Genomic DNA, 13,027 nt, shown 5'->3' on the forward strand with positions numbered 1-13,027 from the left:
GCCGGAATGACAGAAAAAAACCCCGGAATGACAGAAAAAAAGGCCCGGAAGGACAGCCCCCCCCGGAATGGCGGAAAAAAGTGCCGAAGACGGTTTTTACGCAGCCTGGAAAGCAGGAATCCAGCGTATAAAGCGCACGCCTCGCGCTCCTTTTAAGACAGGCGCGGGCCGCCCGGTGCCGCAATGTGCGCGTACCGCGCTCTACTTGCGCTGGATTCCTGCTTTCGCAGGAATGGCGGGGAAAAGATGCGTACTGGGATACGTTTTAATCAGAGTATCCTTAGCGGTTGCAGTTTACGGGCGCAACGCGGTTGCGGCGGTTGCGGCGCGACGGCGCATCAAATATCCTCCCCGAGGATCTTGGGCGTCACGAATACGAGCAACTCCCGCCTCGTGTTTGACTGCCGCCTGTCCCTGAACAAGAAGCCCACATAGGGGAGGTCGCCAAAGAAGGGGATACGGTTCGTGTTGTCCACTTTATTATCGCTGAACACGCCTCCCAACACGACGGTCTCGCCGTCCTCGACCAGCACGTTGGTACTCAACTCATTGGTGTCTATGATCGGGATATCGCCGGCCTGCGCGGACTCGCTCTGGCTGTCCTGGCTCACGTGCAGATCGAGCAGAACCCGTTCGTCGGGAGTAATCTGCGGGGTCACCCTGAGCGACAGCACTGCCTTGCGGAACGAGACCGCGGTCGCGCCGCTGGCCGACGCCTCCTGGTAGGGAATATCCACGCCCCTTTCCACAACGGCCTCGCCCTGATTCACGGTGATCACCTTCGGGCTGGCAATCTCCTCGGTCTTGTTATCGGCGATTGACGCCTGCAACTCAAGGTTCAGGAGCCAGGAGCCTACCTTGCCTATCGCCAGACCGAAGCGCCCGGCCGTAGCCTCGGCGATGGGAAGAGCGGTGATGTAACCGGGACTGCCCGCCTCTCCGCAAAACCCGGGACAAGGATCGTCGCCGGCTGCGACATCCCCCCTGTTTCTCCCGCCGAACTGAAAGAACCGGCCCTTCGTGTTTCCCGTCCGGGAATATCCGAACCTCACTCCCAGATTCTCGACGAATTCCCTTTGCGCGGTGACGATCCGGGTCTCGATCAACACCTGCTTCACCGGCACATCCAGGCGGGCAACCATTTCCTTCACCGCCGCTATGGTGGCACTGATGTCTTGCACGATTAAGGTATTGGTCCGCTGATCCACCGTCGTACTGCCCCGCTCGGACAGCAAATTATACGCTTCCCCGCGAATCAGTTCCGCCATATCCGTGGCCCTGGCGTAGTTGATCGAAATGTACTCGGTTTGCAAGGCTTCCAGTTCCTCAAGCGCCTGGACGCTCTCCAACTGTGCCCGCTCGCGGGCGGACAGCTCCTCCTGGGGAGCCACGATGATCACATTGCCTTCCTGTCGCATCCCCAGGCCCCGGGACTTCAGGATGATATCCATAGCCTGATCCCAGGGCACGTTTTTCAGGCGCAACGTGACATTCCCGGTGACCGTGTCGGTGGCGATCAGATTGAAGCCGGTGAAATCGGCAAGCAATTGCAGGACCGCCCGCACCTCTATTTCCTGGAAATTCAGGGACAACTTCTCTCCCACATAAGCGAACCGGTCCGCCTTGAGGGCTTCCTGCTCTTTCTCCGACAGCGGCTTGACCTCGATCGTGAGATCGTTATCCGTCTGATACGCCAAATAGTCATAAGCGAAGTCGCGCATGACGATCTTCATCTGGGTGCCATCCGCATCGGAAAAGACGTCGATCTCATTGACCGGGGTGGCGAAATCCACCACTTCCATGCGCCTGTCCCATTCCGCGGGCAACTCTACCCCGCGGAAAGAGACCTCCAATTCCTTGCCGCTACGGTCAATGCGCATATCCACGGCCGCGTCGGAAAAAGACACCTGGACCAAACCCTCTCCCTTGTTGCCGCGGTGAAAATCCACATTCGTGATTCGATACCCTTGCTCCACGTCGGCCAATTCGACGCGGGCTGCCTCTGCCGCCCGTACCCGCGCTATTCCCTGGTCCTCGTTCAGGGAAATCAGAACCGTGTTGCCCTCGACCTGAATATCGTAAGGCACCATCCGAACCAGGTTGATAACCACGCGCGCCCTGCCGGCCGCCTCCAAGGCAGTAACTCCGTCAATCTTCCCGACCCCTATAGGCTGGGATTTCTCGGCAAGATTGACCGAGACTCCGGGGAAATCCAGCGCGATCCGTGCCGGGTCGTCAATAGTAAAATGCCTGGGAGCGGCGACCTCATCGGAAAATCCGAGCTCCAGCAAGACCCGGTCGCCCGGACGGACCGTATAGTCCACCCTGTCCAGGGTCTGCGCCCAGGCCATCGGAAGCCAACTCATGCCCAACAACCCGAATGCCAGCGCCAGCCCGCAACAGCCGGCACGAGATTCCCGTCGGATGCCCCGTCGGGTGCATTTCGCTGTATTCATATCTTTGTCCTCATCTCGCGCAGCATTCATTCCTCCAGCAGGGAGAGGGACGCCTCGCGCTGCCCCCAGCGCCCCTGACTGTCCTGAAACAACTCCCGGATCTCGATGCGATCCTCGGTAATATTCACGATCTTGCCTATGTTCTGACCCATGTAGTTGTTCACCTTGACCCGATGCACAACCCGATCGGGATCGATGATAATTCCCCAACGACCGCTGTCGTTCTCAATGAGCCCCACCATGCGCAAACTGTCCAACTCGAAGCTCTCCAGCTCTTCTTTGCTGCGCTCGGAAAGTTCGTACTGCCATTCCGGATTGATCTGCTCGCTGGCCAAATTGCTTTCTTCCTCCTGTTGCAAATAGAATTTCACGAACGGATCCCGCGCCTGCAGCTCCCCTGCCTGGTACAGGTACAAGGGAGTCCGCTTGAATTCGGGCAAGGCAGGGATGCCCGATCCGGGACGCGCGTTCACCTCGTCCGCATAAAGCTCCAGGTCGGAGATATCCCCGCCCAAAGTGCACCCCGTCAGCAACGCCAGCAGCGCAAGACTGCCGCCCCGAAAGAGATGCAGGCATATTTCTCTCATTGCTGTCCGCCTTCTTCCACGCTCAAGGCGCGGTAGGTCTTGGCAATGATCGTCATCCGCAGCACCGAACCGGCTCCCCCGGCACTGGCGATCCCGATGTTATGCGTGGTGACGATCCGCGGCAGGGAGGAAACGCCGCTGACAAAACTGCCGAATTGGTGATAGTCTCCCTCCACGCTGATTTCTATGGGGAGCTCGGCATAAAATTCCTTCAGGTTTTCGTTCTGAGGCCGGAATGACTTGAATTCCAGACCAGCCGACAGGCCCGTCTGGGATATATCGATCAACAAACCTTCCATCTCTGCCTTGTTCGGCAATTGCCGCAACAAATCGCCGAACGATTCCTGTATCTGCTTCATCTGCTCCTTTAAGGCATTCAGGTTGGCCGCTGTCGTCTGCTTGGTCTCGAACTCTTCTTTCAACTGCACCTCCATGTTTTCCGCCTGCCCCAACTGCTCGCGCAAACCGCGCACGTCGAAATGCCAGATAAGATATAACAGGACCGAACATAAGACGGCGACGATAACCAACCTGATCGCGATCGGCCAGGAGCCGATCTGCGAGAATTCCAGAGTTTTCAGTTCCGCAATATCCATCGGATCAACCTGCCAGCTCCCCTTCCTCGTCGGACTCGGACTTGGGCTGCACCTGTTGGATCTGCAAAGAGAAATGGCTGAGACGACGCGCCTGCTTTCCCTGCCCGCCCGAGCCCGGCTCGTCTTTGCTCTCAATCAGGCTGAGGCGGGGATTGGCCAACCACTCCGAACTGTTCAGGTTGCGCATCAGGGAAGACACGCGGGCGTTTGACTGCGCCACACCGGTAATCGTAAGCGTGTTGCCGCCTTGCTTAACGGCGGTAAAGCTGACCCCCTCCGGTATCCGCCGCGCCAAATCGTCCAGCAACCGCACATTGAAGGGCCTGCTGCCCTGCAACTCTTCAATAGCGCGCATCCTGGCGATCAGCCTGTTCTTCTCATCCTCCAGCGCCCTGATCTCCTCGATCTTTTTGTTGACAATTTCGATCTGCGCGTTCAGATAGTTATTGCGGCTATTCTGGTAATCAATCAACCGCACATAAGAAAAATGCACCACCACTCCCAGGAACAAGGCCACGATCAGCGCCAGGCCGAGCAAAGTGAGAAATTCGTTCTGCTTCTGGCGGCGCAGTTCTTCGCGCCAGGGAAGTAAGTTAATCCTTGCCATCAGTCGAAACTCCTGAGGGCCAAACCGCAGCAGATCATCAATGAAGGCGCATCGCGCGTGAGTTGCTCCTCCGAAACTCGAGCGGCCTTTTTCATCTTCGCGAACGGATTGGCAATCGTCGTGGGAATGCTCACCTGCTCCTCGACCAAGTCGCCAATACCCGATACGGCGACCGAACCGCCCGACAGCAAGAGGTAATCAATGCTGGAGATATGGCTGGCGGAGTAGAAAAACTGGGCCATCCGTCCGATCTGTTGCGCCATGGATTTCTTGAACGGATCCAGGACATCGGCCTCATAGTTATCGGGCAGCCCTCCCTGCTTTTTCGCCATATCGGCCTCCTCGTAGGAAAGCCCGTACACCTCCTGGATCTTCTCGGTCAACTGGTTGCCGCCGAACGAGTCCTCCCTGGAGTACATGATTCGCATATCCTTGAGTACGCTGAAGACCGTGCTGCCCGCGCCGATATCCGCAACCGCCACCACCTGCCCTTCCGCGGATTCCTCCCCGTATTCCTCCTCCATCATCATGGCGACGGTATTCTCCAGGGCGAGCGTTTCGATATCCACGATCTTGGGGATCAGGCCGGCCTGCTCAAGCACCATCACGCGGTTATCCACGTTTTCGCTGCGCGAGGCCGCCAACAACACGTCCACCTGCTCGGGATTGCCCTCGGTAGGCCCCACGACCTCGAAATCCATATGCACCTCTTCCAAGGGAAACGGGATATGCTGCTCTGCCTCAATTTCGACCTGAAGTTCCAGATCGCTTTCCGAAATATTCGCCGGCATGTTAATCACCTTGGTGATCACCGAAGAGCCGGCCACGGCCACCGCCCCATGCTTCAGCTTGGTGCCGGACTGCTTCACCGCTTTGGCAAGGGTGCCGCTAACCGCCTCGACATTCGATATGTTCTTTTCTACCATCGCCTCGGCAGGCAAAGGAACGACAGCGTAGGCATCCACCCGAAAGTTATCCCCTCGGGCCCCCAGCTCAAGCACCTTCACGGAGGCGGCGCTGATATCAATCCCCAGCACGGGAACGGCAGGACGGGCAAACAACGGCATATCTCAGGCCTCCTGAATCGCTTCAAGACCCCTGCCCCGTTTCACGGCGAACGAAGAAGGCGGGCAGAGACAGGAAACCTTAACCTGGTCGTCTTCCCCCCTTGTTCTCCATCCTCCTTGTCCGGAGCAAAGGGTTTTATTATCTAAAACCAGCATTTTGTACGAGTAAGCTTTAGCAGAAGATTATAGCACCTTTCGCCTCTTTGCGGCAACTGGGTTAATATTTGCCCATGAAAGCAAAGATTTGCCGCCGCTTTTGCGCTTTACATGCCACAACAGTTAAGCATTCTAGCGTATTACGTAAATAAATGCAAGTTTCTTATCAAGGATTCCGAAACCAGTGTTCCGCAAACTGACCGAATCGCTTTTGATCGCCCTGCTGCTGACGATCCTTGCCCTGGTCGGGGTCGTACAGTCCCTCGCTCCCACCCTGCCCAACATAGACACCCTCTCCGACATACAATTGCAAATTCCCCTGCGGGTCTATACGCGGGAAGGCGCCCTGATCGGAGAGTTTGGAGAGAAAAGGCGCATCCCCGTTCGCCTCGACAAAATGCCGCAACTGGCAATCCATGCGGTACTGGCTGCCGAAGACGACCGCTTTTTCACGCATCCGGGAGTAGATTGGCAGGGCCTGCTCCGGGCCACCCTCCACCTGCTGAGCACCGGCAAAAAGACGCAGGGCGGCAGCACGATTACCATGCAGGTCGCCCGCAATTTTTTCCTGCACCGGGAAAAGACCTACCGCCGCAAACTGCGCGAGATCATGCTCGCCCTGAAGATAGAGCGGCAACTGAGCAAAGAACAGATCATGGAGTTATACCTCAACAAGATTTTCTTCGGCCACCGCGCCTACGGCATCGCCGCGGCGGCGGAAGTCTATTACGGCCAGGACATAGGAGACCTTTCCCTGGCCCAGATCGCCATGCTGGCCGGAATCCCGCAAAAGCCGTCGGAACACAACCCGGTTCGCAACCCGCAAGCGGCCCTGGAACGCCGGGCCTACGTGCTGAACCGGATGTTGAAACTTGGCTATATCACTGCACAGCAGCACCGAACGGCCTCGGATACCCCCGTCAAGGCAAAGCTGCACACCCCCCGCATAGAAGTGGAGGCGCCCCATGTAGCGGAAATGACGCGCACCGAAATGGTGCGGCGATACGGAGAACAGGCACTGACCATGGGCTATCGGGTTTTCACCACCCTCCAGGCGCGGCTGCAATACGCCGCCAACCAGGCCCTGAAAGAGTCGCTCCTGGAGTACTCGGTCCGCCACGGCTACAGGGGCCCGGAGCGCTACTATTCCCTGCGTCCCGAAGACGGCGAGGCGCAGTGGCGGCAACTGCTGAACAATCACCAAGTCCTCGGCGGGCTGCACCCGGCACTGGTAGTAGGCATAGAAGAACGGGCGGCGGAAGTTTACTCCGTAGGCATCGGCACCGTCGTCATCGAGTGGACCGGCATGGAATGGACGCAACCCTACATTGACGGGAACCGGCGCGGTCCCAAGCCGACCCGGGCCACGGATATCATCCAGGTCGGCGACGTGATCCGCATTCGCGAAGACCGGCAGGGCAAATGGTACCTGGCGCCCCTCCCCGGCCTGGAGGGCAGCCTGGTGGCGATGAATCCCGTGGACGGGGCGGCAATGGCCCTGGTGGGCGGATTCGACTTCCAGCGCAGTCAATTCAACCGGATAACCCAGGCGCACCGCCAGCCCGGCTCCGGCTTCAAGCCTTTTATCTACTCCGCGGCCCTGGAGGCGGGATACACAGCCGCCAGCATCATCAACGACGCCCCGGTGGTATATGACAACATCGGCGCCGACGGAGAAGACTGGCGCCCGAAAAACTACAGCGGCAAATTCTACGGCCCCACCCGGCTGCGAGAGGCCCTGGTCCATTCCCGCAACCTGGTCTCGGTCCGGCTTCTGGACTCGGTGGGCATCCCCTTCGTCAAGGCATACCTGCAGCGGTTTGGGTTCTCGGCGGAAAAATTGCCTGCCAGACTGTCGCTGGCGCTCGGCAGCGGCGAACTGACAGCTTGGGAACTCGCCCGGGGATACTGCGTATTCGCGAACGGAGGCTACCGGGTGGATCCTTACTTCATCGCCCGCATCGAGAGCGACACGGGAGCAGCCGTTTATCGGCACCGGCCCAGAAAAGCCTGCACGGAACCGTCGTGCCAGGACACGGGCCCAGGCTACTACGGCAGTCAAGTGGGCCTTGCCGTCATCGATCCGGGAACGGCGAAAGACAGCGACCAGGCGCCGCGCGTGATCAGTGCGGAAAATGCCTGGATCGTCAATTCCATAACCCGCGAAGTGATTCAACGCGGCACTGGGGTCCGCGCTCGGTCGCTCAACCGCAAAGACCTGTCCGGCAAGACCGGCACCACCAACAAACAGAAAGACGCCTGGTTTTCCGGATACAACGAACAACTGGCGGCGGTGGCCTGGGTGGGATTCGACGACTCCCGCCCCCTGGGCAACCGCGAGACCGGCGCCAGGGCGGCGCTACCCATGTGGATTCGATTCATGGACAAGGCCCTGGAGGGGACCCGGGAAAACATAAGGCCGCAGCCGAAAGGGCTGGTCAACGTAGTGATTGATGCCGATACCGGCCTGTTGGCGGACAAGTACAGCAAGCGGACCGTCAACGAAACCTTCCGCGCTTCCCACGTCCCCGCGCACAACCCGGGGCAGCCGCCGACCGTGGATGCGGCGCCCGACGACCCGGAGGGCATCCGGGAACGGCTCTTCTGAGCCCCGGCCCGCAAAGCCCCTGTGCCTGGCCGCACTACGATCCTTAGGATCGCCCTGCCGCTTTCCTTGCGCGAACCCCTGGACTATCTGCCCCCGGAAGGCGCCGACCTCCGGGAAATGCGGCCGGGCATTCGCGTGGAAGTCCCGCTGGCGAAACGAAGCTGCACCGGCCTGCTAAGCGCCCTGACGGAGCACAGCGCGCTGCCGGCCTCCCGGCTGCGCCCCGCCATACGCCTCATAGACCGCCAACCGCTGCTCGGTCCGTCCCTGCTGCGGCTACTGCACTGGGGCAGCCGTTACTACCAGCATCCGGTCGGAGAGGCCTTCTTCACCGCCTTGCCTCCCTTGCTGCGCCGCGGCCGCCCCCTGCCGGCAAGCGAAGGACCGCCAGCGGATGCGAATACGGTTCAGACCGAACCGCGGCCGCAATTGACACGGGAACAGCGACAGGCGACCGACGCCATACTGCGGGGAGCGAACAAACCGGAGGTTTATCTACTGGAAGGCGTCACCGGCAGCGGCAAAACCGAAGTCTATCTGAAGGCCATCGAAAAGACGGTCCGCGACGGAAAACAGGCCCTGCTGCTGCTGCCCGAGATCGGTCTGGTGCCCCAGCACATACAGCAGATCGAGCGGCGTCTCGCAATGCCGATGGCGCTCATGCATTCCCAGCGCACCGACCGCGAACGGCTGCTGGCCTGGCTGGCCGCCCGCGCCGGCCGGGCTCCCATCGTGGTGGGAACCCGCTCGGCCATCTGGACCCCGCTGCTGCGGCCGGGACTGGTGGTCATAGACGAAGAACATGACCGCTCCTATAAACAGCAGGAAAGATTCCGCTACTCTGCCCGGGATGTCGCCGTAATGCGCGCAAAAATAGAGGGCATCCCGCTCATCCTGGGTTCCGCCACCCCCTCCCTGGAGTCCCTGCGCAATGCCGGGCGGGGACGCTACAAGCATCTGCGCCTGCCCGCCAGGGTCGGCGCCGCCCGACTGCCGCAAATGCGCCTGCTCGATGTGCGCAGACACCCGATGCAGGGGGCAATCTCCGCCCCCCTGGAGGAGGCAATCCGGCAACAACTCGGGCAAGGGCTGCAAGTGCTGCTCTTTCTCAATCGCCGCGGCTACTCGCCGGCGCTGTTATGCCACCAATGCGGCAGGCAGGAGAGCTGCGCGCGGTGCGACGCCAACCTTACGTACCACCGCATACCCCGGGAGCTGCGCTGCCACCACTGCGGCCGGCGCCTGCCCAAACCAAACCGTTGTCCGGACTGCGGCGGCAGCTACCTGGAACTGGGACACGGTACGCAACGCATAGAGGCCACCCTCGCCAGGCTTTTCCCCGATGCCCGCATCGCTCGCATTGACCGGGACCGGACCCGGCGCAAGGGGACGCTGGAGGCCCTGCTGCAGGAGATCCGCTCCGGCCAAACGAACATCATGGTAGGGACGCAGATGATCGCCAAGGGGCACCATCTGGAGCGGGTGACGCTGGTAGGGATCGTGGACGCCGACCGGGGGCTTTACAGCCAGGATTTCCGGGCGGCGGAGCAGATGGCGCAGCAAATTTTACAAGTAGGAGGGCGCGCCGGCCGCGGCGCCCACCCGGGCACCGTGCTGATCCAGACGCACCACCCCGAGCATCCCTGGCTGAACACATTGCTGCGGGAAGGCTATCCGGGATTTGCCCGGTTGGCGCTGCGGGAACGCAAGGCGGCCAGCCTGCCCCCCTACCGGCGCATGGTGCTGTTGCAGGCGGAGGCCGCCGACCGGGAGAGAGCCGGCCGCTTCCTGCGGCAAGCCTGCGCGCACCTGCATCGGCAGCTGGCCGGCAACGGCCGGCAGCAAGACATGGAAATATGGGGCCCCTTCCCCGCCCCCATGGCACGGCGGGCCGGGCGCCACCGTCAGCAACTGGTCCTGCAAAGCAGCAAAGCGGAGCGGCTCCGCGAAATCCTCGCTCGGGGATTGCCGGAACTGGAGCGGCTGCGACAGAAGCACAAGTGCCGCTGGTTCATAGACGTGGACCCCATGGGCATCTTGCAGTGAGCTGCCGCGCCCCCGCCCGTCCAAAGCCCTGCGCCCCGCCCTGCGCCCCGCCTCGCGCCCCGCCTCGCGCCCCGCCTCGCGCGGCGTCCCCGCATCCCGCGCACCGGCGCCGGCCGACGGCGAACGCCCCGGCAACGGCTTCGAGACCGGCAAGAGCGGCAAGCGATTGCTAAGGACCCAGGTACAAGACTGGCTCGCGCGGGCGGTAGCGGCGATCTGCAGGCAAGAAGGCGCCCAGGCGCCGCCGGCGGACGGCATCCGGGTGGAGAACAGCCGGGAGAGCGCTCACGGCGATTTCGCCAGCAACGCGGCCCTGGCCCTCGCCGACTCGCTCGGCCTCCCGCCGCGCCGGCTGGCGGAAAGACTGCAGGCGCAGCTCCCCCCTTCCGATTGGCTGGAGCGGGTGGAAATCGCCGGGCCGGGATTCCTGAATTTCTTCCTCTCCGCGCGCGCCTATCATGCCGTGGTGGCCGAAGTCCTCGCCCGCGGCGGGTCCTACGGGCGCGCCCGGCCGGAGCAAGAGCGCACGGTGCTGGTGGAATTCGTCTCCGCCAACCCCACCGGCCCGCTGCATGTAGGCCACGGCCGCGGCGCCGCCTACGGAGACATCCTCGCCAACCTCCTGGAGGCCGCGGGGCACCGAGTCTCCAGGGAGTACTACGTCAACGACATAGGCCGGCAAGCGGAGATCCTGGGCCTCAGCGTCTGGCTTCGCTACCTGGAGCGCAGCCACCGGCGCCCGCTGCCCTTTCCGGAGGGCGCCTACCGGGGCGACTACCTGGGCCCCATCGCCGACAAACTGGCGGACTGGCGGGGGGCGGCGAACGGCCGGCTGTTGCCGCCCGCCGACTGGCAATGGCCCCGCGAGAACGGGCAAGGACAGGAAGACCGGGAAGCGTTGCTGGACGCCTGGCTCCGCGCCGCCCGCAAGGCGCTGGGCCGCCACTTCGACGCCGTGGCCCGCTTCGGCATTCGAGAAATCCTGAACGGCATACGGGAAGACCTGCAATCCTTCGGCGTCGTCATCAACCGCTGGGTACGCGAGAGCGGCATGGCCCGGCGCGGGAAGGTGCGGGAATGCCTGCGGATACTCGAGCGCAACGGCCACACCTACAGAGAAAAAAAGGCCGTCTGGTTCCGTTCCGGCAAGCTGGGCGACGAAAAAGACCGGGTGATCGTAAGGGCCAATGGCAAAACCACCTACTTCGCCTCCGACATCGCCTACCACCGGGACAAATACCGGCGCGGCTTCGAGCGCATGATCAACGTATGGGGCGCCGACCACCACGGCTACGTAAAGCGCCTCACCGCGGCGGTAGCGGCCTGCGGCGAAGATGCCCGCCTGCTGGAGATCCTGCTGATGCAATTCGTCACCTTGTACCGCGGCAAACAAAAAGTGCCGATGTCCACGCGCGACGGGCAATACGTCACCCTGCGGCAGCTCCAGGAAGAGGTGGGGCGCGACGCCGCGCGGTTCTTCTACGTCATGCGCAAGGGAGAACAGCATCTCGATTTCGACCTGGCGCTGGCCAAGGCGCAGTCCAACGACAACCCCGTGTACTACATCCAGTACGCCCACGCCCGCATCTGCAGCGTCATGCGCAAAGCCGCCGGCGAGGGGGGCGCGGCGCCGGCCCGGACGCGGGAAGAGCTGCAAGCCCTGACGGAGCCTGTGGAAAGGCAGCTGATGGCCCGCCTGGAAGAATGGCCGGCGCTGGTCCGGGCGGCGGCGCAGGCGCGCGAGCCGCACCGGATAGCCTTCTACCTGCGCGACCTCGCCAACCGCTTCCACGTGTACTACAACCACCACCCCATCCTGGCGAGTCCGCCGCCGACGCGGGACGCCCGTCTGGCCCTGGCCTGCGCGGTTCGAACGGTGCTGGTCAACGGCCTGTCGCTGCTGGGGGTCGAAGCGCCGGAACGGATGTGATCCCGGGCGACTACAAAAACGTCCAGACCGACCGGCCCCCCGGGGCCGCCGGCCGCCGGCAGCGGCCCTCTTACTTCCTGTCCGGATTCGCGCTTGGCCTGGCGGTAGCGGCCAGCGTTTACCACCTTGCGGGGCGCCAGCCTTCGGGAGACGCGGCCCCCCCTGCTCCGGCCGCCGCGAAAGATCCCGCGCAAACGGAACACAGCCGGGAGGCGCCCCCGGAGCCGAAATTCGAGTTCTACTCCATCCTCCCGGCGAAAGAGTCGCAGGTCCCGGAATGGAGAATTGCGCCGCCGGACGAAAAAAGCCAGCCCGCCCCCGCCCCCTCCGGGCGGTATTTCCTGCAGGCCGGCTCCTTTCGCCGTCCCGGCGAGGCGGAACAACTGCGGGCGCGCCTCGGCTTCCTGGGGCTGAAGGCGGACATCCAGACGGTCAACCTGGCCGAACAGGGCCTCTGGTACCGGGTCAAGGTAGGCCCATTCGCCCGCATCGGCGAACTCGAAGAAGCCCGCGGCCAGCTGCTGCGCGCCGGATTCCGCTTCATCGTGCTGCAACAAAAGGAGCAAGACGCCCGCGGCGCCGGTCCCGGCCCCTGAAGTCTTCCGGGCAGTCTTCCGCGCGCCCGCCCGCGGCATACGCCCGCCCGGAACATGGACCGGCGATTGAACCGGCGAGCGGGCCGGCGAATAGGAACGAGCGCGGGCGCATCCTGCATGGAGCGGGTGAAGGGAATCGAACCCTCGTTATCAGCTTGGGAAGCTGAAGTTCTGCCATTGAACTACACCCGCGTGGGGCAATCTGCTGCCCGCATTCTATTGCGCCCGGCGGGGCGTGGGCAAGGATTCCTGCAAGGCGCGGGAAGAATGCGTACCAATTATGTGTATGTCGCCGCTTTCTCCGAGAGGGCAACCGACATATGTACCGAAACATGTATTTTGTAACCATATGCCCTGGAATATGTATATGAAATTGGG

At 62.2% G+C, this 13,027-nt stretch carries 9 protein-coding genes and 1 tRNA gene; 4 read left to right on the forward strand and 6 right to left on the reverse strand.

All coding sequences use genetic code 11. From position 1 onward, the window contains the following. Window positions 1-338 precede the first annotated feature (338 nt). The 5 genes from OXU43_05450 to OXU43_05470 are packed head-to-tail and all read right to left on the reverse strand — an operon-like array spanning window position 339 to window position 5,313. A complete protein-coding gene (locus tag OXU43_05450) occupies window positions 339-2,456 on the reverse strand; it encodes a type IV pilus secretin PilQ (protein MDD9824598.1) in 2,118 nt (705 codons plus the stop codon). Window positions 2,457-2,482: 26 nt separating this feature from the next. Continuing rightward, on the reverse strand, window positions 2,483-3,043 hold the full coding sequence (locus OXU43_05455; GenBank protein ID MDD9824599.1) for a pilus assembly protein PilP: 561 nt from the start codon (window positions 3,041-3,043) through the stop codon (window positions 2,483-2,485). Continuing rightward, entirely contained in the window at window positions 3,040-3,639 is a 600-nt protein-coding gene (gene pilO / locus OXU43_05460) for a type 4a pilus biogenesis protein PilO (protein ID MDD9824600.1), read from the reverse strand. Before pilO ends, OXU43_05455 begins: the two co-directional genes overlap by 4 nt. 4 nt (window positions 3,640-3,643) lie before the next feature. After that, window positions 3,644-4,246, reverse strand: coding sequence for a PilN domain-containing protein (locus OXU43_05465; GenBank protein ID MDD9824601.1), 603 nt, complete (start codon window positions 4,244-4,246; stop codon window positions 3,644-3,646). Next, window positions 4,246-5,313, reverse strand: coding sequence for a pilus assembly protein PilM (locus tag OXU43_05470; GenBank protein MDD9824602.1), 1,068 nt, complete (start codon window positions 5,311-5,313; stop codon window positions 4,246-4,248). The genes OXU43_05465 and OXU43_05470 overlap by 1 nt, the downstream gene beginning before the upstream one ends. Before the next feature lie 340 nt (window positions 5,314-5,653). On the opposite strand from OXU43_05470, the gene OXU43_05475 reads away from it, so the two are divergent. The 4 genes from OXU43_05475 to OXU43_05490 all read left to right on the forward strand — a co-directional run bounded on the left by OXU43_05475 (window position 5,654) and on the right by OXU43_05490 (window position 12,649). After that, the gene (locus OXU43_05475) at window positions 5,654-8,077 is read left to right on the forward strand and encodes a penicillin-binding protein 1A (GenBank protein ID MDD9824603.1); all 2,424 of its coding nucleotides are present in this window, start codon (window positions 5,654-5,656) and stop codon (window positions 8,075-8,077) included. A 21-nt stretch (window positions 8,078-8,098) separates the two neighbouring features. Continuing rightward, window positions 8,099-10,123, forward strand: coding sequence for a primosomal protein N' (locus tag OXU43_05480; GenBank protein ID MDD9824604.1), 2,025 nt, complete (start codon window positions 8,099-8,101; stop codon window positions 10,121-10,123). Window positions 10,124-10,289: 166 nt separating this feature from the next. Next, a complete protein-coding gene (argS, locus tag OXU43_05485; protein ID MDD9824605.1) occupies window positions 10,290-12,053 on the forward strand; it encodes an arginine--tRNA ligase in 1,764 nt (587 codons plus the stop codon). Next, window positions 12,050-12,649 (forward strand): SPOR domain-containing protein, encoded by a 600-nt coding sequence (locus OXU43_05490; protein ID MDD9824606.1) that lies wholly within the window; start codon window positions 12,050-12,052, stop codon window positions 12,647-12,649. Before argS ends, OXU43_05490 begins: the two co-directional genes overlap by 4 nt. 118 nt (window positions 12,650-12,767) lie before the next feature. Here the strand turns inward: OXU43_05490 and OXU43_05495 are convergent. Next, a tRNA-Gly gene (locus OXU43_05495) sits at window positions 12,768-12,841 on the reverse strand. Between the last annotated feature and the right edge of the window lie 186 nt (window positions 12,842-13,027).

The sequence above is a fragment of the Gammaproteobacteria bacterium genome, from assembly GCA_028817255.1.
Taxonomy (GTDB): domain Bacteria; phylum Pseudomonadota; class Gammaproteobacteria; order Porifericomitales; family Porifericomitaceae; genus Porifericomes; species Porifericomes azotivorans.

Bases quoted from the DNA above. Each gene is read 5' to 3' on its own strand.
- pilO (MDD9824600.1), bottom strand. From the start codon at position 3,639: ATGGATATTGCGGAACTGAAAACTCTGGAATTCTCGCAGATCGGCTCC.
- OXU43_05470 (MDD9824602.1), bottom strand. From the start codon at position 5,313: ATGCCGTTGTTTGCCCGTCCTGCCGTTCCCGTGCTGGGGATTGATATC.
- OXU43_05455 (MDD9824599.1), bottom strand. From the start codon at position 3,043: ATGAGAGAAATATGCCTGCATCTCTTTCGGGGCGGCAGTCTTGCGCTG.
- OXU43_05450 (MDD9824598.1), bottom strand. From the start codon at position 2,456: ATGAATACAGCGAAATGCACCCGACGGGGCATCCGACGGGAATCTCGT.
- OXU43_05465 (MDD9824601.1), bottom strand. From the start codon at position 4,246: ATGGCAAGGATTAACTTACTTCCCTGGCGCGAAGAACTGCGCCGCCAG.